The sequence below is a fragment of the Methanobacterium sp. genome (genome assembly GCA_030017655.1).
In the GTDB taxonomy this organism is placed as follows: Archaea; Methanobacteriota; Methanobacteria; order Methanobacteriales; family Methanobacteriaceae; genus Methanobacterium_D.
The window spans coordinates 14490-37081 of the sequence record JASEIM010000022.1; the positions used below are offsets into that span (position 1 = coordinate 14490).

The window sequence follows — 22592 nt, forward strand, 5'->3', positions numbered from 1 at the left end:
TACATTTCTTTTTATCATTTAAAAATGTTTCTATAGAGAAAATTAAAATTAAGTAATTTAAATTATTTAACCTTATTTATCTTAAAACATGCCCCATATCATTTGATGAATTTAAGTTTTTTATCTACCATACACATTGCATTATCTTTTAAAATTACTCTCTGGGCTTTATGTTTCCCTGATTTAACAATTACCCTAACATCAGATATCCTTCTCGCCTCTCCAATGACTCTATCGCCCTTTATGATATTTCCTTTATTGGTATGAACCCCGGACATTTAAATCCCTTTTAAACGGCCTTCTTTTTCTAATTCATCTGTTATTTGGCCAACCAATTCAAGATCAAGCTCAAGATCTTCTGCCACTTCAGATATGTAAGCCTCATCATAGCTCCGGTAATACCCTAAAATATCCTTTTTTGCAGTTTTATAATCAACATCTCTAAGTTTGATTATCTTTGTGGCCATGAGTTTATCTCTAACAGATTCCCTTATAAAATCAGAAACGCTTAGATATATTCCTGCTTCTATGAGATCTGATATTTCCTCGTATTCTCGAGGTGTTAATTTAGTGCCCACTGTTTTTGCACTTTTTATTTCTTCATGTTTAACTGCCATGAGTAGTTATATATGGTTAACCATATATAAAATTATTTGTCAGTTACTGTTAACCATAAAAAGGGTTAATTTCAATTCATTCAGACCATAATTAATTTTATATACTTATTTTGATTTTAAAAATGAATATTTAAATAAGACTATTAATAAACTATGCTTAATTTAGAACTTAATAAATCTTTTAGTGCTTACAATCAGTTTTAAAGTGTAATGGAGGATAAAATGGCAAAAAAAGGTTCCAACGGGGCAAATCTTGGTTTTGAACAGACACTGTGGCAGGCAGCAGACAAATTAAGGAGCAACATGGACGCTGCCGAATATAAACACGTTGTTCTGGGTTTAATTTTTCTTAAATACATTTCTGATGCATTCAGCGAGTTGCATAATAAGTTGGAGAAAGATAAATTTGCAGATCCTGAAGATCCTGATGAATACAGGGCTGAAAATGTTTTTTGGGTCCCACCAGAAGCTCGCTGGGATTATTTAGAAGGAAGAGCAAAGGATCCAGAAATTGGGAAGCTTATTGACGATGGTATGCATGCAATAGAACGTGACAACCCTGATCTTAAGGGAGTGCTCCCCAAAGACTATGCAAGGGAAGCGCTGAGCAAACCGAGATTAGGAGAACTGATCAGTTTAATTGGAACAATTGGACTTGGAGATAAGGAAAGCAGAAAAAAAGACCTCCTAGGAAGGGTTTATGAATATTTCCTGGGTCAGTTCGCCGCTGCTGAAGGTAAAAAAGGAGGGCAGTTTTACACTCCAATGAGCATCGTTAAAATCCTTGTTGAAATGATAGAACCATATGAGGGAAGAGTTTTTGACCCCTGTTGCGGCTCCGGAGGAATGTTTGTCCAGAGTGAGAAGTTCGTTGAATCTCATGGTGGAAAGCGGACAAAGCTTTCCATATTTGGACAGGAATCCAACCAGACAACATGGAGACTGTGCAAGATAAACCTTGCAATAAGAGGAATTGACGCAAATATCCAGTGGGGAGACAGTTTTCACCAGGACATGCATAAAGACCTGAAAGCCGATTATATACTGGCAAACCCACCATTTAACGATAAAGACTGGAGAGGAGAACTCTTAGAAAACGATGTACGCTGGCAATACGGTGTGCCGCCTAAAAGGAACGCCAACTTTGCCTGGGTGCAGCACTTCATTCACCATTTAAACCCTACAGGAATCGCGGGTTTTGTCTTGGCCAACGGTTCGATGTCTGCCGGCGGACAGGAAGGTAAAATAAGAGAAAAAATCGTTGAAAAAGACCTTGTGGACTGTATGGTTGCTTTACCATCGCAGTTATTTTATAATACCGGAATTCCCGCCTGTTTATGGTTTGTTACACGAGAAAAAGCAAACAGTAAATTTAGAGATAGGAGTGGGGAAGTTCTCTTCATTGATGCCCGTAAAATGGGAGAAATGATCGATAGAACTCACCGAGAATTAAATGATGAAGATATAGCAAAAATTGCAGATACTTACCATGCCTGGAGAGGTGAAGCCGTCGAACACGAAGTGTTCGGTGCATCGAAATCAGAGATTTCGAAAGGCGGAGAATATGAGGATGTTAGAGGTTTCTGCAAGTCTGTAAAGCTTGATGAGATAAGGAAGCACGGACATATCTTAACTCCCGGAAGGTACGTTGGGGTGGAGATTGAGGAAGAAGATGATGAAGTTTTTGATGAAAAGATGAAGAAGCTCACAGCAGAGCTTGGAGCTCAGTTTAAGGAGTCTGAGAAATTAGAAAAGGATATTAAGGAAAATCTAAAGATGATAGGTTATGAAATTTAAATTATTCATTAGTGGAAATCAGAATGAATTAAAGGAAGAACGCTTTGTAGTTAAAGAAGCAATAACCAACAATCATATTTTAAATGATTTTTTTGATGTTTTCCTTTTTGAAGATTTGCCTGCAAAGGGTAAAGACCCTGTTTCCACCTATATTGACGAAGTGGAAAAGAGCGATATTTATATTGGGATTATTGGTAATGTTTATGGAGAACCCAATGATGCTGGCTTATCCCCAACTGAACTTGAATTTCAAAGTTTTATTAAAGCAAATCCGCATAATGAAAGACTTATTTTTATAAAAGGAAAATCAGACGCAGATAGGGAAGAGAATACCCAAAAATTTATCCAAAAAGTAAAGAATTTAGCTACTTACAAGCGATTTGATGATTTAAATGATTTAAAAAGTTATGTTGAAGACAGTCTTACATTATTTCTGTATGATAAACACATAATACGCATAGAACCTTTTGATTTATCAATATGTGCTGAAGCGAGTTATGATGATATTGATGAAGATGCAGTTAAGGATTTCCTTGAAAAGAGAGCCACTGAATTAAATCTTGGCGTTCCATCAAGGCCAGTGAAAGATTTTCTTGTTGATATTTTAAATGTTGTAAAAGAAGTTGATGGTGAATTTAAACCCACAAATACAGGTATGCTCTTTTTTGGGAAAGATTCCGCTGAATTTATCCCTCAAAGCGAAATCAAAATGGCGCGTTTTAACGGAGTAACAAGACTCCAAACCATCGACAGCAAGGAGATAAGCAGAAGGATATATGAAATGCTGGATGAGGCAGAAATCTTTTTTAAAAGAAACACCCGCCTTGCAAATAAAATTGTAGGATTTAAACGTGTAGATATACCAGAATATCCATACGAAGCTGTTAGAGAGGCTTTAATTAATGCAATAGCCCACAGAGACTATGATCGTGAGGAATCACAGATCATGTTTTCCATTTTTGATGATAGAATTGAGATAAGCAATCCCGGCGGGCTTTTACCCGGTTTAAACATCCGCAAGCTTGAAGGGAAACATGCCACCAGAAATAAGAAAATATGTTCCATTTTTAAAGAAACTAAATATATGGAACGTTACGGCACCGGAATTATAAAGATGAAGAATTTGATGAGAGAACACGGCCTTGAAGAGCCGGAATATGAAGAAGAAGGAGATTTCTTCGTTGTTCGGTTCTATGGTCCAGGCGATAATATTCTTGATCTGGTTTCAAGCATTCCTGATGAGCAGATGACTGATTTAAAAGGGTTGGGATTGAATGATAGGCAGATAAAGGCCCTTGAGATGATGGTTAATGAAAATATGACTTTTACCAATAGTTTATATCAAAAAACATTTAATTTGGAGAGAAGAACTGCTTCAAGAGATCTTAAAAAATTATTAGATCTTAAACAGATTCGTAGGATTGGATCAGGAAGAGCAACAAAATATAAGGCAAGTTAAAAGTCATGTCCCATTAACCAGAAAAATGTCCTATTTAATGACCTATTTTTTAATGGCTCATTAAATGTTAAAATGTCCTATTAAATGTCCCAATAATATTTAGGTGAGACAAAAAACTGCATTATGAGACGAATGATGAAAATTAAGAAATGGCGCGAAAACCATATTTTTGGCGCGTATTCCGGCACATAAAATGAAATGTGAAAATATGGCGGCATGGAAAATAAAATTTGAATACAGAGCAGCAATTTATTTGGTGCATTTACGGTAAAAATGGTGCAATTCATGGTGCAAAAAATCAATATATGGCGCATAAAGTGGCGCACAAAAATGACACACAAAATTACATGAAAAATATGAGACAAAAAGTTGAATTCAATATTTCAGTGCTGCAATGGTGTATAGAATTCAATTTTGGTGCATATAACCAATAAAATCAACAATTGCATTAAACTGACCATAAACACATTAAAAACATTGTATTAGCTTAATAACACAATTTAGAATTAAAAGGCTTTAAAAAGAGATTAAGAAAAATATTGGTGGCTTGATTTATGAGTTATGAATTTGAAGAAGTTCAACCAGAAGAAATAAAGAGAAAGGTTGAAAATGCCATTAAAACGTTTATAAAAGAAGATGGTGTCCTTTTAAATATTAATGCCAGTGAAAGATCAATCGCTCATAAATTTGCCGAACATCTGCAAAGAGAATTCAAGGAATGGAATGTCGATTGCGAATATAACAAAGATAGTCATGATCTAACTGAATTAGATAGTAAACGACTTAATTCATGGAATACAGAGTGTAAAGGAATGGAAGAAAAGAAAAAAGGTACAACTGTTTATCCCGATATTATAATTCATCATAGACTTACTCAAGAAAATTTAGTAGTTATTGAAATTAAAAAGACATCCAATAGAGATGATGGATCTTGCGATAGAAAGAAGCTATGTGCCTTTATTAGAGAGTTAAAATACCATTATGGTCTTTTTATTAATTTTAAAGTTGGTAATTCTATTGGTATCCAAGAATTAGAGTGGTTTACAAAAGAAGAGTGTAAAACATGACTGAAAAATTTAAAGAAACATTTATAGGATCAATACCTCAAGAATGGGATACTGACAAACTTGAAAATCTTTGTAAAATCATTACTGATGGCTCTCATTTTTCACCTAAAGAATATACTGGTGAAAATGGAAAAATAATAGCTACAGTAAAAAATATGGATGATTTTGGCTTTAATATTAATTCTTGCAAAAGGATATGTGTTAAAGATTATGAAACTTTAGTTAAAAATGGCTGTAAGCCAGAGAAAGGAGATGTATTATTCTCAAAAGATGGAACTATAGGTCTGACTTTTGTCTATGATGATGAAATAGAATTAGTTTTACTTTCATCCATTGCTATTTTAAAAGTTAATGACAGAATTAACCCTTATTTTTTAAAATATTATCTTCAAGATAAAAAAACGCAAGATCTTATAAAATCAGGGCATACATCAGGTTCAGCATTGCCTAGAATTGTATTAAAAGATTTAAAATTGCTAGAGGTTGTAGTTCCCCCAATTAATGAACAAGAGCTAATCATTAAACATCTTTTAGCGCTAGACCAAAAAATCGAACTCAACCAGAAAATGAACCAGACCCTCGAAAAAATCGGGCAGGCAATTTTCAAGCACTGGTTCATGGACTTTGAATTCCCTGATGAAGACGGCAGGCCGTATAAATCAGGCGGCGGCGAAATGGTTGATTCTGAGCTTGGAGATATACCTAAAGGTTGGAAAATTGTAAAAGTTGGGGATTTAATAGAATTAATTTATGGTAAGGGTCTTACTAAAAATAAAAGAAACCCAGGAGAGATTCCAGTATATGGTTCAAATGGAATTACTGATTATCATAATGAAGCTTTTGTAAACGGACCAGGATTAATTATTGGTCGAAAAGGGACTGTTGGCAAAATTCACATATCCTATGGGGATTTTTGGCCAATTGATACAACATATTTTGTTAAATCAAAAATAGATTCAATAATGATTTTTTGGTATTATCTTTTAAATTCTTTAAACTTAGATAAAATGAATGTACATAGTGCTGTTCCTGGTTTGAATAGGAATGATGTTTACGAAATTTTAATAGCAATACCTAATGATAACTTATTTTACAAAATTGAAGAAATATTAAAATCTTTACATGATAAAATAGATCAAAATGATAAACAAAGCGAAAATTTATCCCAAATTCGCGATTCACTCCTCCCCAAACTCATGTCAGGCAAAATCAGACTAAACAAACCAATTAATTCTAATCAGGAATTATCTAAAGAATTAGAGGCATAAAATGAGTTCAAATTTAGATGAAGACGCAATTGAAATAGCAGCCCTCGAAATCCTCGATGAATTAGGATACGAAATCGCATACGGCCCCGACATCTCGCCAGACGGAAAATTCTCCGAAAGAGAACTCTACTCAGACGTTGTCCTCGTTGAAAGACTGCGAAATGCCATCTACAAACTAAACCCAGAAATTCCGCCAATTGCAAAAGAAGAAGCCGTCAAAAAAATTCTAAGAACAGAAAACCCCCATCTACTTGTTAACAATGAAAGATTCCATAAAATGCTTGTAAACGGCGTTATCGTGGAATACAGAAAAGACGAAGGCACAGTCCACGATATTGTACACATTTTTGATTTTGAAGACCCACAAAACAACGACTTCCTGGCCGTTAACCAGTTCACAGTTATTGAAAATAACAACAACAGAAGGCCGGACATCATTTTATTCGTTAATGGCCTGCCCCTTGTCGTTGTGGAACTTAAAAACCCCGTAGATGAAAAGGCAACCATCAAAAAAGCCTTCAACCAGATCGAAACCTACAAAGAACAGATCCCCTCATTATTCCAGTTCAACGAGATTTGCATTATAAGTGACGGAATCGAGGCAAGAGCCGGGACAATAACCTCCAAATGGGAACGTTTCATGCCCTGGAAAACCATCGAGGGCGAAAAAGAAGCAGTAAAAGTAATGCCCCAGATGGATGTTCTCTTCCGCGGGATGTTCCAAAAAGAAGTTCTGCTTGACATCATAAGACATTTCATCGTTTTTGAAAAGGAAAAGAAAAAAATCACCAAAAAAATCGCTGCATACCACCAGTACCACGCTGTAAACAAGGCAATTAACGCCACAATTAAAGCATCATGCCCACACGGCGATAAAAGGTGCGGGGTGATCTGGCACACCCAGGGGTCAGGTAAAAGTCTTATAATGGCATTTTACACCGGAAAACTTGTTTTATCCCTTGAAAACCCCACAATCGTGGTCATAACCGATAGAAATGACCTCGACGACCAGCTTTTCGGCACTTTCAGCAGCTGCCAGGATTTATTAAGGCAGGAACCAGTGCAGGCCGATTCAAGGGAACATCTGCAGGAACTTTTAGCCGTCTCATCCGGCGGAGTTGTTTTCACCACCGTCCAGAAGTTTTTCCCAGAAAAGAAAGGAAAGAAATACCCGGAACTTTCTAATAGGCGAAATATTATCGTTATTGCCGATGAAGCCCATAGAAGCCAGTATGATTTTATAGACGGCTTTGCAAGGCACATGCGCGATGCACTGCCTAATGCCTCTTTTATTGGTTTTACTGGAACTCCCCTTGAGCGCGGCGATAAAAATACAGTTAATGTGTTCGGTAATTATATTGATATTTACGATATAGAACAGGCGGTTGAAGACGGGGCAACTGTAAGGATATTCTACGAAAGCAGACTTGCAAAGCTGGAATTTAAGGAAGATAAACGGCCTACAATTGACCATGACTTTGAATATGTAACTGAAGGGGAAGAAATAGCAAGGAAGGAGAAATTAAAGAGTAAATGGGCCAGATTTGAAGCTATAGTCGGGAATGAGAAAAGGATTAAACGCGTGGCCCAGGATATTGTGGAACACTTCCAAAACCGGCTGGATGCAATGGAAGGAAAAGGAATGGTTGTCTGCATGAGCCGCCGTATCTGTGTTGACCTCTACAATGAAATAATTAAATTAAAACCAGAATGGGAAGATGAAGAGGACGATAAAGGCTTCCTTAAGGTCATTATGACTGGAAGTGCAAGCGATCCAGTAGATTGGCAGCAGCACATAAGAACAAAACAGAGAAGAAAAGAATTAGGAGATTTATTTAAAGATCCAAATACTGACTTTAAACTTGCAATTGTACGGGACATGTGGCTTACCGGATTTGACGTTCCAAGCCTGCATACAATGTATATCGACAAACCAATGAAGGGACACGGCTTAATGCAAACAATTGCCCGAGTTAACCGCGTCTATAAAGATAAACCCGGGGGACTTATTGTTGATTACCTTGGAATTGCGGCAGAACTTAAAAATGCGCTCTCCCAATACACCGAAAGCGGAGGAAAAGGAAAACCAACCCTTGATCAAGAAGAAGCAGTTGCAGTGATGCTTGAAAAATACGAAATAGTCCAGAACATGTTCTTTAATTTTGATTACAGCGATTATTTCACTGCAAAAGTTTTGGATAAGATGCAGATTATCAGAAATGCTGAAGAACACATACTCGCACAAGATGATGGTGAAAAGAGGTTCTTGAAATATGTTAATGAGTTGTCAAAGGCATTTTCTCTTGCTGTTCCCCATGAAAAGGCCCTTGAAATTCGTGATGATGTTGGGTTTTTCCAAGACGTTAAATCAAACCTCGCCAAATTCTCCACAAGTACAGAAAAGTCTGGGGAAGAACTGGACTCAGCCATCAGGCAAATTGTTTCAGGGGCAATTGTATCTGATGAAGTTATTGATATCTTTGAAGCTGCTGGAATTCAAAAGCCCGACATTTCAATTCTCTCAGATGAATTCCTGCTTGAAGTAAAGGGCATGGAACATAAAAATCTTGCAGTAGAGCTACTCAAGAAGCTATTAAATGATGAGATTAAAACCCGTAAGAGAAAAAATGTAATTGAGGCCAGATCATTTGCTGAAATGCTTGAAAAATCAATTATAAAATACCACAATAAAAGCATAGATGTTATAAAGGTAATTGAGGAGTTAATGGAACTTGCAAAGAAAATGAGGGAAGCAAGAGACAGGGGGAAAGAATTAAACCTCACAGAATATGAAATTGCATTTTACGATGCTCTAGGAGTTAATGATAGTGCTGTAAAGGTTTTAGGCGATGAAACACTTAGAGAAATCGCAATAGAGCTTGCTAAAACTATAAGGAACAATATAACCATTGACTGGACTTTAAGGGAGAATGTTCAGGCCAAGCTCAGGGTTGCAGTTAAAAGGATTTTAAGAGCATATGGATATCCGCCGGATAAACAGAAGAAAGCCGTTGAAACTGTTTTAGAACAGGCTAATTTGATTTGCAGGAATCTTGCTGAAGCCAAATAACTTAATTAATTCTTTTTGATATATTCAAGGGAATAAAACTAAAATCAACTTTTAACATAAGAAGAACTGTGAGAAATATAAACCCCATACCAGTAGAATCTCCATTAAAAGGGGAATGGATGGTCTTAAACAGCCCTGGCACTAAAGTTCCAAGTCACGGCACGGATTTTCTTGCAGTAACCTATGCTTTCGATCTTTTACAGGTTAATTGGAACCAAAACCCCCTTAAATTCTACAAAAAAAGCGTTTTAAGTTATTTTTTAGGCAGAGTGCATTTAAGTGATTGTTACTGCTACGGAAAACCTATTTATGCACCTATTTCCGGCACTGTGGTTGAAGCCCTTGACGGATACCCTGAACGCGACCCAGTTCAGCCCTTCCGCGATATTTCAGTCGCTTTTAAGAATGCATGGTTTTTTAATCCAAAAAAGCAGAGCATTCAGGATGTTGCGGGCAATTTTGTTATTATTCAGGGGAATGATGCCTGTGCAGTTCTTGTGCATATGAAAAAGGATTCTGTAAAAGTAAAAAAGGGCGATGAAATTAAATCTGGAGATTTAGTTGGGAATATCGGCCATTCCGGTAATTCAACAGCACCCCATCTTCATTTTCATCTCATGGATAGTCCTGATCCCCTCTTTGCTAAAGGTGTCCCCTGCTGTTTTAGGGAATATGAATTATATCTTAATGGTGGCTGGATTAAAATAGATAATGGAATACCAAAAAATAAGGATAGAATTCGTTTTGAATAATTTAATAATCTACTTCTATATTTTATTTGTACAAAGGATTTGTATTTTCAAAAATTTTCTGTTATAATCACGTTATAATGATTTAAACTCATATTTAAAATAGAATATGTATTTTAAAATATCCTTATCGCATAATATAGAAATACATAGAAATTTATAACCAAAATGGAATACATATCCATATAATAAAAAATATAGAATTCATGATTCACTTGAATCGCACCTATAAAGGTATAAATAGAAAAAAGCCAAAAATTATTTGTTGATTAGCATAAAATCAAATTTTAAGGCATAAAGGAGGCTTAAAGAGTGCCGCTTCTGGGAAATATGAAATTTATCAATTTTGCAGTTAAAGATCTGCATTATCAGTAAAACACAATAAGTATAATTATTATATTATTAGCAGAAGTTATGATTCTTGAGGTTTTTTATATGGATTATCCGGACAAAATAGCCGAAGAGATATTCTCCAACACCCATTTCATGATAGCTTATATGGATAAAGAATTTAATTTTATCAGGGTGAACAAAGCTTATGCAGAGGCTAACGGGAAAAATTCTGAATATTTCATAAATAAAAACCATTTTGAATTATTTCCAAATCTCGAAAATGAAAGAATATTTAAGAATGTTGTGGAGACTGGCGAATCATATAGTGCTTATGCCCGGCCTTTTGAACACCCATATTTAGGCCTTACTTACTGGGATTGGGATTTACAACCCATAAAAGATGCTGCTGGAAAAGTTGAAAATTTAATTTTAAGTTTAATCAATGTAACGCCCTATAAATTTGATGAAAAGCGCTTTAAAAGAGATCAAAGCAGGGAACTTGAAAAACTGGTTGAAGAACGTGCCAGAGATTTAGAAAATGAGATCAATGAGCATAAAAAAGTAGCTGAAAAATTAAGAGAGAGTGAAAACCGATACCATAGTTTATTTGAGGATAACCATGCTACAATGCTGTTTATAGATCCAGATACTGGGGACATTGTTGATGCTAATCCTGCTGCAAGCTCATTTTACGGCTATGATATAGAAGAATTAAAAAAAATGAAAATTACAGATATTAACGTGCTAACAGAGGAAGAAGTCTTTAATGAAATACAAAAAGCACGAATCAAGAAAAAGAATTATTTTTCATTTAAACATCGTTTAGCCAGTGGAGAAATTCACAATGTGGATACATACAGCGGCCCCATAACATTTAGTGGTAGAAATATCCTTTATTCTATTGTTCATGATGTTACAGAACGTGAAAAAGCTCAAAAAGCTCTTCAAATGGAACGTGAACTTTTAGGAACCATAATTGATGCAATACCTGTAATGATTACTATCTATACACCTTCAGTGGAGAATATTCAGGTGAATAAGGCCTTTGAGAAAATAACTGGCTGGAGTAATGAAGAAATTCAAGAACTGGACATTATGAAAGCAGTTTATCCTGATCCAGACTACCGGCAGGAAGTTGCTGAATTTATGAATTCCATATCTGGATGGAAAGACATCAAAATGACCATCAAAGATGGTTCAAAAATAGCATCATCATGGGCAAATGTTCCTATTCCAGACGGCCGTCAAGTAGGGATAGGTATTGATATCAGTCAGAGAAAGCAAATGGAAAAAGAATTAAGAGAAGCCCGTGATAAACTTGAAGAAAAGGTTCAAGAGCGGACGATTGAACTTGAAGAAGCTTATGAAGCCCTGAAAGAAAATGAAATGCAGCTTAAAGATCTGGTGGCTGATCTGGAGCGTTCCAACGAAGAGCTACGTAGTTTTGCTTATATTACTAGTCACGATTTGCAGGAGCCGCTTAGAACTATGGCCAGTTTTTCACAACTTCTGGAAAGGCGTTATAAAGGACGGCTGGATAGTGATGCCGACGAGTTTCTGGATTTCATTATAAACGCCGCAGTTAGAATGAAAGAGATGATTCAAGGATTACTGGATTATTCACGTGTTGAAAGGGAAGGAAAAGAATTTATAAAGACAGATATGAATTTAAAACTTGAAAAAGCCGTTTCTAACCTTAGATCCGCTATTGATGAATCCAGTGCCATAATTACCCATGATGACCTCCCAAAGGTTTTTGCAGAACCTGATCAGATGGTTAGAGTGTTCCAGAACATTATAGGTAATGCAATCAAATTTAGAAAGGCAGATGAACAGCTTAAAATTCATATTTCAGTCAGAATAGATAAAAAGAGGAGAGAATGGATATTTTCAGTATCTGATAATGGGATAGGGATGGAAGAAAAATACGCCGACAGAATATTCGAAGTTTTCAAGCGTTTGCACACAGTTGATAAATATGAAGGGGCAGGAATTGGTTTAGCTATTGTTAAAAGGATAATTGATGCTCATGGCGGGTATATCTGGGTTGAATCCAAACTAGGCAAAGGATCCACTTTTTACTTTACTATACCATTTAAACAGAGTTAAATCCTCATATTAATTCCAGTTACATTTTTTTGAATTTTTTCTTTAAATAACAATTTTTTTAGATGGATTTTAATTTATTAATTCCCCAATCTCGTCAGCTACTTTCCAGTGCTTGCCTTTCTTTTCATTTCTCCGTATTAACCATATCCCAATCGCTGCTCCGACTATACCCCCAGCAGTATCTGTGAAGAAGTCATTCATAGTATCATCCAGAGGATCCTGTGTTGGCGAACCCTGCATTTGAGTGTTACCTGTAATCTTCCCCAGAGGACCATCAGATAAGTACGTATCATAAGTATATTCTCCCATTTCAAGTATAGCCCCAAAACCAATGGTCATAATTATAATAACAAATGCCATAACACCATATGATGCTTTAAGCTTACCATAGAAGTACATAGTATAAACAACCATCATACCAATTAATGCAATATATAATGGCAGCATAAAATGCATGAAATTATCATAATGTGGGAGTTTAACATATAATCCGAGCGCATCCCCACCAACAAGCTCAAAAAGCACCATTGCCAGTAATAAAAGCTCAATTTCTACTGGTAGTGCACGTATCCTACCTTTTGTGAAGAATGCGGGTGCATTGATTATTGCAAGCGCTATCAGAATCAATAAACCGAATATTCTTTCAGCACCGTTTGCACCGCCGAAAATCAAAATATAAACACCAGAAATTAAAAGAAAAATCCTTAATATTCGAAGCAAATTCCTCTGGAGAGGGCTCATATCTTCCTGATCTGGATTTAAAAAACTCATTGTTATCACCCGATAATGTATTCTATAATTTAATAGAATTTTACTGATTAATGGTTTTAGATGTATTATATAAATAATTTGTTGTATTTTAGAACTTCAATTTAAAATCTTCATATTTTAATATACAATCAGAATCTAAATAACTATAGTTTACGTTTTTACATGTCTAAAAACCCTTAAACCAAATTTATACATTTAAAAATTAATATTTATATAAATTTCAATGATTTATGAAAGTTTTCCAGTTTATTTTACTTTTTAGATTTTTATCCTGAATTACAAGAGTATATGCTCTTTAATAATTTTTAGTAAAATATAATACCTAATATTATCAAACATAGTTATATTAGAATTAAAGAGTTGCTGGATACTTAAAAATGAGAGGTTGAAAAAACCCGTCAAAACTTCAAAAATTCTACGAATTTTTGATAGCTTAGGTTTTTGAACCACAAATTTTTTAAAAATTTTGAGGTTGAAGAAAATCTACGATTTTCTGAACCACAATAATATAAAATTATTGAGGTGGTAATATTGCAGAAGATGATAAGTGCATTGATTTTTATTATTCTTGGTCTGATAGTTCTGGCTTTTCCCCTTTTAGGAGTTATACCCCTTAGCATTTTAACTGGTTTTTCAGTGCTATTTTTGGGTATAGGTCTGTTACTAACCGGGATATCATTCATAGGTGAAAACGCAGTTATGGGTATTATCGATGTGATTTTAGGGATACTTGCCCTGATTCTCGGTCTTGGATTTATTTTCAACCCTGCTCTGTTCAGTTTTGTAGCTGGTTTATTTGTATTTATTGCAGGTATATTCCTGATAATAGCAGGTATTTTTGATACAGTGAATAAAGCCGGTGGAACCAGATGGTTAGGCATATTAAATTTAGTATTAGGTATTATTTATCTAATAGTTGCTATCTTTATAGCAAATCCACTAGTTTTAGGGGTATTAATTGGTTTATGGCTTTTAATTGTTGGAATATTGATGTTATTCCAGAAAGATTAAAACCAATTCAGCAACTCTTTTTTTAAATATATTTAAAATTTAATTTTTTATTAAATGCTTTAACTTAGTTATTATTACTCAGTATACTGAATTCAAAATGTTATATTAGAAATGTTTAAAGGATATAGGTAGATTTATTAATTTAAAGAAATAATTAGCAAGTAAGATCAAAAATTATGTTTAAAGGTGAAAAAAAATGAACTGTCCAAATTGCGGAGAAGAAATTGGAGATGCTAAATTTTGCCCCAGTTGTGGGGAGAAAGTTGAAGAAGTTTCCGCTCAGAAATACTGTCCAGACTGTAACATAGAAGTTGGTGAGGCTAATTTTTGCCCTGACTGCGGCGGTAAAACAGAGCCAATTCCAGAAGATGTTTATGAAGAACCTACCTATACTACCAGTAAATACACAATACAGGAATTTTTAGATAAAACTGCTGAAAAAGTGGTTGGAGAAGAAGTTTTCGAACTTGAAAATCCCTATCTGCTGGATATCAACTTAAATGGGAAAGTATGGACCAAATGGGGGGCTATGGTAGCATACACTGGTGATGTTAAATTTAAAAAACAGAGCTCCCTTGAGGGTGGTATCAGCAAATTCGTGATGAAGAAAGTAAGCGGTGAAAGCAGTAAACTCATGTCAGCAAAAGGACAGGGACATGTATATCTTGCTGATAACGGAAAGAAAATCACCATTTTAAATATGGAAGGCAATAGATTATACGTTAACGGGAACGACATCCTTGCATTTGAAGAAACCATTGATTGGGATATAAAAATGATGTCTGGTGCAGGTGCAATGCAGGGAGGCCTTTTCAATATGAGGCTTGAAGGATATGGGATGATTGCAATAACAACTCACTACACCCCAATAACACTTGCAGTAACTCCAGACCGACCTGTTTTCACAGATCCTAACGCTACTGTGGCCTGGTCTGATGGTTTATCCATTGACTATAAAACAGACGTTAATTTAGGTACTTTATTCGGCCGTGGAAGTGGTGAAACATTCCAAATGGCATTTAGAGGAAATGGTTTTGTAATTGTTCAGCCTTTCGAAGAGATCGCTGGCGGTTACGGTCAAATATAAAAAAAAATAAATTATATGGGATTTTAAATCCCATAAAAACTATTTTAATAGTATCTAACTTCATTTAATTACTAATTTTACTAAAATAATTTTCAGACATTATGGAGAAAAATATTTAAGGATATCACCAAAAAACAAATACTGATTTTTTCAATTCACAAAAAAAGAGGATTTCAATGATAAACATATATGAACGCTCCCTTGCCGGAAAAATTACCAGAGAAGATGCTCTAAAACTCTTGGACTCAAATCCATTTCAGCTTTTTGATTTAGCGGACAGACTACGTAAAGAGATTGTCGGCGATGAAGTTACCTTTGTTACAAACAGGAACATAGATATAACAGATCGCTGCATGATTGGATGTGCATTCTGCTCATTTAGAGACAGTATAGGATATGAAATGACAACCGAGGAAATATTACAGAGCATCAAAGAAGCAAAAGACATAGGAGCTACCGAAATCTGCTTATTTGGTGGAGTAATGCCACATATGACAGTAGAATACTATTGTGACCTTATAAGCACCATCAAATCTAATTATGATATTGAACTTCATGCTTTATCTCCTGTAGAAGTTTATCATGCGGCAAAATCATCGAATATGTCCATAAAAGAAGCATTAAAAGCTTTTAGATATACAGGACTGGATACAATGACCGGTGCATCAGCAGAAATTCTCATTGATGAAGTTAGAGCCATAATATGCCCTAAAAAAGTTTCCACTGCCCAATGGGTTGACATAATTAAAGAAGCCCATAAAACAGGCATTCCCACCACATCCACCATCATGTACGGTACTGTAGAGACATGGGAGGATCGTATTGAACACCTATTTATTCTTCGCGATATACAGCGTGAAACCGGAGGATTCACAGAATTAGTTCCCATGACTTTCCTGGGGGAGAATAACGAGACTGGAAATGAATCTGCAGGTGCAAGCGGTCTTGATGACCTGAAAATGCATGCAATTGCAAGGATAATCCTGGGCAGAGATATACCCAATATTCAGGCCTCATGGATAAAAATAGGAACCAGAATGGCTCAGATGGCATTATGCTGCGGGGCAAATGACCTTGGAGGCACCATGATGGAGGACAAGATATCAATAGCTGCAGGATCATCCCACGGTGAATATTTATCACGAGGAGAGATAGCTTCAATTATAAAAGCGATAGGACGTATCCCTGTAGAACGTACAACCACCTATAAACGTGTTAAGTTAAATGTATAATCCCATAGCATATATCTGAAAGAAAATAGTTAAAAATACAGGAAGGCTTTTTATAAGCTTCAAAGTTAAATTAATTACATCTAAAAATTTTATACAATCATGATTACTATAAATTAAGGGAGAGCCTGAAAATGCCAAAACGATATGAAGGAATGGCTTACTGGGAAATTGTAAGCAGGCAAATGGGAGTTGTGACCAAATCAAAACAAGAAAGAATTAAGGATGCCAAAATCACTGTTATCGGCTGTGGCGGAATTGGCGGTGCCACTACTGAAATGCTCATAAGGATGGGGATTGGAAACCTCAAAATAATTGATAAAGACACATTTAATGTATCTAATATTAACCGACAGCTCATGAGCAGCTTCTACAGTGTTGGAAAATCCAAAGTAAATACCACATATGAAATTCTAAAGTCAATAAACCCTTTTACAAATATTGAGGCAATTGAAGAAGAGGTAAATGAAAGTAATGTGGAGAGAATCATTGAAGGCAGCGATATTGTTATTGATGCCCTTGACAATCTCCTAACAAGAATTATAGTAAGTAGAAGTGCAAGAGATTCAGGTATCCCCTTTATTCATGGAGCAATTCATGGAACAAAGGGTCAGATGAGTGTTTTCACAGAAGATACTCCCACCTATGAGGAACTGTTCAAATTACCTTCTCTTGGAAAAGATTTAACTGAAGATGTGATATCGGAAGTTAATGCTATGGGCGCTGAAGTGCCCCCTGTTATCGCCCCAATTCCAAATATTGTTGGCTGCTTACAGGCATTTGAAGCTTTTAAACTCATTACCCTGCAGGGAGAGCCTGTCATGGCGCCAGATGTTTTGATATTCGATCTTTTAGGTAAGGAACCATTTTCAACCGTCAGATTTTAATTTTTGTCTTGAAGAAATGTCTTGAACTTTATTCATGTTTATTCTGATAAACTGAACTTTTTATTATGTTTTAATAGATTATATTGAACTTTTTTTAATGAATTCTTTTATTATATGGAAATGTTTTAATATTCAAAGAGTTATAGCTATAAACAGATATAAATGATTGAGCCTTTAAGCAATATAATGATCTTAAATTATTATATTATGGTTCAACAGGCTTTTTATAAGATTTAATTCATAAAAACTTTTTAAAGCCACGGGAGCTGAAAAAATGCCATCTAAAGAGGAAATACTGGAATACGTTATAGAAAACAACATAGAATTTATCAGATTATGGTTTACAGATTTAAACGGTCTTTTAAAAGGTTTTGCCATTACTGAGGATGAGCTGGAGAATGCTTTAAACAGGGGAATGGGATTTGATGGTTCAAGCATCACCGGTTTTCAGGATATTGAAGAATCTGATATGATTGCCATACCCGACCTTGATACCTTTGCAGTACTCCCCTGGAGACCTAAAGAACATCCCGTTGCCCGTATGATATGTGATGTATATCAAAAAGGTAACCCCTATGAAGGGGATCCGCGTTACATTTTAAAAAGAGCCCTCAAAAAGATGGACGAAATGGGATATGACCATTTCTACGTTGGACCTGAGCTTGAGTTCTTCTATTTTAAATCATCTGAAAAACCCGAACCCCTGGATAAAGGAGGATATTTTGATCAAAACCCATTGGATGTTGCCTCTAATTTAAGGAGAGACACTGTTTTATCCTTAAAAAAGCTGGGAATAAGGGTTGAATATTCACATCACGAAGCTGCTTCCTCCCAGCACGAAATAGATATTCGATATGACGATGCATTGAAAATGGCCGACAATATGATCACTTACAGAGTAACAGTTAAAGAGATTGCCACCCAGTATGGAGTTTATGCCACTTTCATGCCCAAACCATTGTTTGGAGAATATGGATCCGGTATGCATACCCATCAATCCCTGTTTAATGGAGAAAAAAATGCCTTCTTCGATCCTGAAGACCAGTATCACTTATCCAGTGACGCTAAAGCCTACATTGGAGGTATTTTACAACATTCATCAGAGATGGCCCCGATATTAGCTCCGTGGATAAATTCCTATAAGAGATTGACCCCAGGATACGAGGCCCCAGTCTATATTGCCTGGTCAAACAGCAATCGTTCTGCCCTTATCCGTGTACCTACATATCAGCCCGGCAGAGAAACTTCAACAAGGGTTGAGGTACGATGCCCGGATCCGTCTGGTAATCCTTATCTTCAACTTGCAATCATGTTAATGGCAGGATTAAAGGGAATAAAGGAAGAATGTGAGTTACCTGAGCCTATGGAACTTAATCTTTATGATTTAACTGAAAAAGAGAGATTAGAAAAGGGAATTAAAGCCCTACCAGGTAGTTTAGAGGAAGCAATTAAATATGCCGAAAATTCCCAATTGGTTAAGGAAACACTCGGATCTCACAGCTTTGAAAGGTTTATGTCATTAAAGAAAATGGAATGCGATGAGTACAGACGCCAGGTAAGTGATTGGGAAATAAAAAAATACTACCCAATTTTATAAATTAAATCCCCAGTTAATACTTTTTAAAGGATTTTAAATCTTTTATTTTAATTTTTTTTATTCATTCAGTTCCAATTTCTTTTACCTCCCGAAACATTTATATACGACTAAAAGGAAACATACTTCCGGTACGAATTTATTCTAATTATCACCGGAGGTAAATAATGTCAGACAAAATAGGACAGGTAATTGAAAATATAGAAAAATGCGGCACAAAATTTGTAAGGTTGCAGTTTGTGGATATACACGGAACGCCAAAAAACATGGCTATCCCACTGGTTAAACCAGATGATATTGAAGATATAATCAAAGATGGTCTTCTTTTTGACGGTTCATCTATTGAAGGATTTGCAGATATTAATGCAAGTGATCTAATCTTAAAACCAGACCCCAATACTTTCTCTTCCCTACCATGGAGACCAGAAGAAAAAGGGGCTTGCAGATTTATTTGCGACGTCTACTGGCCAGAAGGTCAGCCTTATGAAGGTGACCCACGATACATGCTTAAAAAAGCATTAGAAAAAGCTGAAAAATTAGGATATGAATATAATGTCGGCCCTGAGCCTGAATTCTTCATAATTGGTGAAGATGAAAACGGATATGTAGTTCCTCACGATCAAGGTGCTTACTTCGATGTTGAACCTGTAGATCAGGGAACAGATGTCAGAAGAGAACTCGTTTTAGGACTTGAATCATTAAAGTTCGATATTGAGGTAAGCCATCACGAAGTGGCTCCAGGTCAACATGAAATTGACTTTAAGTTTGATAAAGCTTTAAAAACAGCAGATGCAGTTATAACATTTAAACAGGCAATCAAAGCTATTGTTGACAACCTTGGATACATGGTTACATTCATGCCTAAACCATTCTTTGGAGAAAATGGAAGCGGAATGCACTGTCACCAATCCCTATTCAAAGATGGTAAAAACGTTTTCTATGATCCAGATACTGAAAGCCAACTTTCCGAAGAAGCTATGTATTTCATGGGAGGTCTTTTAGAACATTCACCTGCATTAACAGCTATTTGCGCTCCTACCATAAATTCATACAAAAGGCTTGTTCCAGGATACGAAGCACCTGTTTACATAGCATATGGTCTTAAAAACAGGTCAACTCTTGTTAGAATTCCTGCATCCCGTGGAAATGGTACACGTGTTGAATTAAGAATGCCTGACCCATCATGTAACCCATACTTGGCCTTTGCTGCAATGTTAGAAGCAGGTTTAGATGGTATAAAAAACAAAATTGACCCCGGAGAACCGACAGAAATTGATGTGTTTGCAAAAAGCATAGAAGAACTTGCAGAAATGGGTATAAACACTCTACCATCCAGTTTATGGGAAGCATATCATGCACTTGAAAAGGACGAAGTAGTTAAATCCACTTTAGGTGAACACATATACAACCAGTTCATGAATATAAAAAGAAAAGAATGGGATGACTACAGAATACAAGTATTCCAGTACGAATTAGACAAATATTTATACATCTAATTCCCCCTTCTTTTATTTTATTCATTCAAATTTTTTAAAATCAAAAATTTGAAGAAAATTGGAAATTTTCTGAACTACAAAATTCTTCGAATTTTTGTAAGTTTTAAATATTATTTTTATATTAATAGATAAATAGGAATAAGACTGGATATTCCGGTATGATTTTATTAAATATAATTAATTATGGTGATGAATGCAAAAATTATACTTTAACACAATTCTAATAGCTTAATATCTAAAATAAATACAATTCAAGATATTGAGGTTATAAGTTAAAAGAATATTTAGTAAATAATTGTAATATGGTGAAGAAATGCCTGATGAAACTGATCGTAAAATGATAGAAATCCTGAGGATACTTGCAGACCATGATAAAGTCCTTGGAGCAAAGACAATTGCCGAAGAACTAAAAAGGAAAGGTTACAATCTTGGAGAAAGGGCTGTGCGGTATCACATGCGTATCCTGGACGAAAAAGGATTTACAGAACGTATTGGATATGCTGGAAGAGAAATTACTGAAAAAGGATTAAAAGAGCTTGATAAAGGCCTTATTTATGATCAGGTAGATTTTTCTTTTTCCAAATTTGAGGGCATGATATATCAAACCTCTCTGAATCCAGATAACCTTAAAGGAACCGTGATTGTAAACACCTCCAGCATTATTTACGATGATAAAGTGGTTGATATAATCAAAGAAGTTTTCAGCAAAGGTATTGCAGTAAGTCCCTATGTTAAAATTTCTGATATGAATACTAATAAGGGCTCTAATGAAAAAGAAGTCAGACTGGACACCATTTGCGGAACCACAATCGACGGAATGCTCCTTAATGAAGGAATTCCTGTGATTCCACAGTATGGAGGTCTCGTAAAGGTAGAAGATTATGTTCCAATGAGGTTTACAGAACTTATTGCATATAAAAAGACATCAATGACTCCTCTTGATGCTTTTACAGCAAAAGAAATGACATCTGTCTTATCTGTGGCAAGAAAAGGGAATGGTATGATTCCTGCAAATTTCAGGATAATTCCCGCATCTGCAAGAGACCGTGCAGTAGAATTATTTAAGAAACTTGAAAAAATAGGTATATATGGGCTTTTAAAGATTGGAAAAAGCGGAGAATCTGTTTTAGGAGTTCCTGTTGTAGATGATATGGCGGGAATTGCTATAACCGGAGGAATATCTCCACTTTGTGCCGCAAAAGAGGCAGGTTGTTCTGTAAACATCAAATTAGCAGAGAATATAATGGAATTTAGAGAACTGGAAAAAATGACCCCTGTAGAAACTGTTTTAAAAACTACAGGTCCTGAAACAGCTGAAAAGGTTAAATTTTTACTTTCCAAGGCATGGAATCTGATATACAATGTTGATTATGATATTGAGTCCGGCAAAGGTAAGGTTATTGTAAACCTGTCTTATGTGAATAATCAGGATATTGATGATGCTGTTGAAATAATAAACAAAATATATGACTCTAAGCCAGAGTACTGCACTACAAAATACTTTAAATTGATTCCACATCCATATGAAGATAAAACAGGGATTGCAACTGTCTGCAGCCTTACAGTTGACGGGATATTAATTAAAAATAACATATTAACCACCCCAAAATATGGAGGAATCCTGGAAACAGAGGATAAGAACCCGAGATTCACTGAATTAACTGCATACAGCGGATCAAGCCTTGATCCTCACGAGATTTATATTTCAAAGGGCATGACATCTGTTTTAGATGCAATTACTGGAAGTGGTAGAATACTTGCAAGTTTAAGGGAAATTCCATATCTTGCACGTCCGGATGCTGTTGATATCATCGAAAAGCTAAAAGAAACAGGATTTTCTATATTGGATATTGGAAAACCAAGTGAATTACTGTATAATGCAAAGGTTGAACGATATCATGCCGGTATTGTGACGCCAGGAGGTTTAAACCCTATTGCAGCTTTAAATGAATCAGGTATTCAAGTTCATGCTAAAGCTGTGGAGACCATGATGGATATCTCCAAAATGGAAGAATTTTAAACTCTTTTTAATATTTAACTCATTTTTG

Annotated in this window: 18 protein-coding genes; 15 read left to right on the top strand and 3 right to left on the bottom strand. The window is 35.6% G+C overall.

Annotation, left to right across the window (positions count from 1 at the left end; translation table 11 throughout):
* Nucleotides 1–98: 98 nt before the first annotated feature.
* Both QMD61_09340 and QMD61_09345 read right to left on the bottom strand, forming a co-directional pair.
* Complete coding sequence (locus QMD61_09340; GenBank protein ID MDI6724832.1) at nt 99–278, bottom strand: hypothetical protein; 180 nt, start codon at nt 276–278, stop codon at nt 99–101.
* Nucleotides 279–617 carry a hypothetical protein gene (locus QMD61_09345; protein MDI6724833.1) on the bottom strand — a complete coding sequence of 113 codons (339 nt, stop codon included), beginning with the start codon at nt 615–617 and terminating at the stop codon, nt 279–281.
* Between the two features lie 222 nt (nt 618–839).
* Here QMD61_09345 and QMD61_09350 point away from each other — a divergent pair, with 222 nt between their 5' ends.
* The 8 genes from QMD61_09350 (at nt 840) to QMD61_09385 (ending at nt 12469) form a co-directional block, all read left to right on the top strand.
* Complete coding sequence (locus QMD61_09350) at nt 840–2414, top strand: class I SAM-dependent DNA methyltransferase (GenBank protein MDI6724834.1); 1575 nt, start codon at nt 840–842, stop codon at nt 2412–2414.
* Entirely contained in the window at nt 2404–3873 is a 1470-nt protein-coding gene (locus tag QMD61_09355) for an ATP-binding protein (protein MDI6724835.1), read from the top strand. Before QMD61_09350 ends, QMD61_09355 begins: the two co-directional genes overlap by 11 nt.
* 230 nt (nt 3874–4103) lie before the next feature.
* A complete protein-coding gene (locus QMD61_09360; protein MDI6724836.1) occupies nt 4104–4307 on the top strand; it encodes a hypothetical protein in 204 nt (67 codons plus the stop codon).
* A 120-nt stretch (nt 4308–4427) separates the two neighbouring features.
* Nucleotides 4428–4940, top strand: coding sequence for a hypothetical protein (locus QMD61_09365; GenBank protein MDI6724837.1), 513 nt, complete (start codon nt 4428–4430; stop codon nt 4938–4940).
* The gene (locus QMD61_09370) at nt 4937–6208 is read left to right on the top strand and encodes a restriction endonuclease subunit S (protein ID MDI6724838.1); all 1272 of its coding nucleotides are present in this window, start codon (nt 4937–4939) and stop codon (nt 6206–6208) included. Before QMD61_09365 ends, QMD61_09370 begins: the two co-directional genes overlap by 4 nt.
* 1 nt (nt 6209) lies before the next feature.
* Entirely contained in the window at nt 6210–9278 is a 3069-nt protein-coding gene (locus QMD61_09375) for a type I restriction endonuclease subunit R (GenBank protein ID MDI6724839.1), read from the top strand.
* 119 nt (nt 9279–9397) lie between these two features.
* Nucleotides 9398–10030: a M23 family metallopeptidase gene (locus QMD61_09380; protein MDI6724840.1), complete on the top strand. Its 633-nt coding sequence runs from the start codon at nt 9398–9400 to the stop codon at nt 10028–10030.
* Nucleotides 10031–10441: 411 nt separating this feature from the next.
* Nucleotides 10442–12469, top strand: a complete 2028-nt coding sequence (locus tag QMD61_09385) for a PAS domain S-box protein (protein ID MDI6724841.1) — start codon at nt 10442–10444, stop codon at nt 12467–12469.
* 69 nt (nt 12470–12538) lie between these two features.
* On the opposite strand, the gene QMD61_09390 is transcribed toward QMD61_09385, so the two are convergent.
* Entirely contained in the window at nt 12539–13240 is a 702-nt protein-coding gene (locus QMD61_09390) for a hypothetical protein (protein ID MDI6724842.1), read from the bottom strand.
* Nucleotides 13241–13780: 540 nt separating this feature from the next.
* Between QMD61_09390 and QMD61_09395 the strand changes: the two genes are divergently transcribed.
* From QMD61_09395 to QMD61_09425, 7 genes are all read left to right on the top strand, one after another.
* Nucleotides 13781–14251, top strand: coding sequence for a DUF308 domain-containing protein (locus QMD61_09395; GenBank protein MDI6724843.1), 471 nt, complete (start codon nt 13781–13783; stop codon nt 14249–14251).
* 196 nt (nt 14252–14447) lie between these two features.
* Nucleotides 14448–15338, top strand: a complete 891-nt coding sequence (locus QMD61_09400) for an AIM24 family protein (protein MDI6724844.1) — start codon at nt 14448–14450, stop codon at nt 15336–15338.
* Between the two features lie 176 nt (nt 15339–15514).
* The gene (cofH, locus tag QMD61_09405) at nt 15515–16570 is read left to right on the top strand and encodes a 5-amino-6-(D-ribitylamino)uracil--L-tyrosine 4-hydroxyphenyl transferase CofH (GenBank protein MDI6724845.1); all 1056 of its coding nucleotides are present in this window, start codon (nt 15515–15517) and stop codon (nt 16568–16570) included.
* Nucleotides 16571–16701: 131 nt separating this feature from the next.
* Nucleotides 16702–17454 carry a HesA/MoeB/ThiF family protein gene (locus tag QMD61_09410; protein ID MDI6724846.1) on the top strand — a complete coding sequence of 251 codons (753 nt, stop codon included), beginning with the start codon at nt 16702–16704 and terminating at the stop codon, nt 17452–17454.
* A 274-nt stretch (nt 17455–17728) separates the two neighbouring features.
* The gene (locus QMD61_09415; protein MDI6724847.1) at nt 17729–19051 is read left to right on the top strand and encodes a glutamine synthetase family protein; all 1323 of its coding nucleotides are present in this window, start codon (nt 17729–17731) and stop codon (nt 19049–19051) included.
* A gap of 164 nt (nt 19052–19215) precedes the next feature.
* Complete coding sequence (glnA, locus tag QMD61_09420) at nt 19216–20544, top strand: type I glutamate--ammonia ligase (protein ID MDI6724848.1); 1329 nt, start codon at nt 19216–19218, stop codon at nt 20542–20544.
* 313 nt (nt 20545–20857) lie between these two features.
* Nucleotides 20858–22564: a DUF128 domain-containing protein gene (locus QMD61_09425; GenBank protein MDI6724849.1), complete on the top strand. Its 1707-nt coding sequence runs from the start codon at nt 20858–20860 to the stop codon at nt 22562–22564.
* The last annotated feature ends 28 nt before the right edge of the window (nt 22565–22592 follow it).

Coding starts and splice junctions, on each gene's coding strand:
- QMD61_09425 (MDI6724849.1), top strand. CDS start 20,858: ATGCCTGATGAAACTGATCGTAAAATGATAGAAATCCTGAGGATACTT.
- QMD61_09400 (MDI6724844.1), top strand. CDS start 14,448: ATGAACTGTCCAAATTGCGGAGAAGAAATTGGAGATGCTAAATTTTGC.
- QMD61_09365 (MDI6724837.1), top strand. CDS start 4,428: ATGAGTTATGAATTTGAAGAAGTTCAACCAGAAGAAATAAAGAGAAAG.
- QMD61_09385 (MDI6724841.1), top strand. CDS start 10,442: ATGATTCTTGAGGTTTTTTATATGGATTATCCGGACAAAATAGCCGAA.
- QMD61_09390 (MDI6724842.1), bottom strand. CDS start 13,240: ATGAGTTTTTTAAATCCAGATCAGGAAGATATGAGCCCTCTCCAGAGG.
- QMD61_09380 (MDI6724840.1), top strand. CDS start 9,398: ATGGTCTTAAACAGCCCTGGCACTAAAGTTCCAAGTCACGGCACGGAT.
- QMD61_09350 (MDI6724834.1), top strand. CDS start 840: ATGGCAAAAAAAGGTTCCAACGGGGCAAATCTTGGTTTTGAACAGACA.
- QMD61_09410 (MDI6724846.1), top strand. CDS start 16,702: ATGCCAAAACGATATGAAGGAATGGCTTACTGGGAAATTGTAAGCAGG.
- QMD61_09415 (MDI6724847.1), top strand. CDS start 17,729: ATGCCATCTAAAGAGGAAATACTGGAATACGTTATAGAAAACAACATA.
- cofH (MDI6724845.1), top strand. CDS start 15,515: ATGATAAACATATATGAACGCTCCCTTGCCGGAAAAATTACCAGAGAA.
- QMD61_09345 (MDI6724833.1), bottom strand. CDS start 617: ATGGCAGTTAAACATGAAGAAATAAAAAGTGCAAAAACAGTGGGCACT.
- QMD61_09355 (MDI6724835.1), top strand. CDS start 2,404: ATGAAATTTAAATTATTCATTAGTGGAAATCAGAATGAATTAAAGGAA.
- glnA (MDI6724848.1), top strand. CDS start 19,216: ATGTCAGACAAAATAGGACAGGTAATTGAAAATATAGAAAAATGCGGC.
- QMD61_09370 (MDI6724838.1), top strand. CDS start 4,937: ATGACTGAAAAATTTAAAGAAACATTTATAGGATCAATACCTCAAGAA.
- QMD61_09375 (MDI6724839.1), top strand. CDS start 6,210: ATGAGTTCAAATTTAGATGAAGACGCAATTGAAATAGCAGCCCTCGAA.
- QMD61_09395 (MDI6724843.1), top strand. CDS start 13,781: ATGATAAGTGCATTGATTTTTATTATTCTTGGTCTGATAGTTCTGGCT.
- QMD61_09340 (MDI6724832.1), bottom strand. CDS start 278: ATGTCCGGGGTTCATACCAATAAAGGAAATATCATAAAGGGCGATAGA.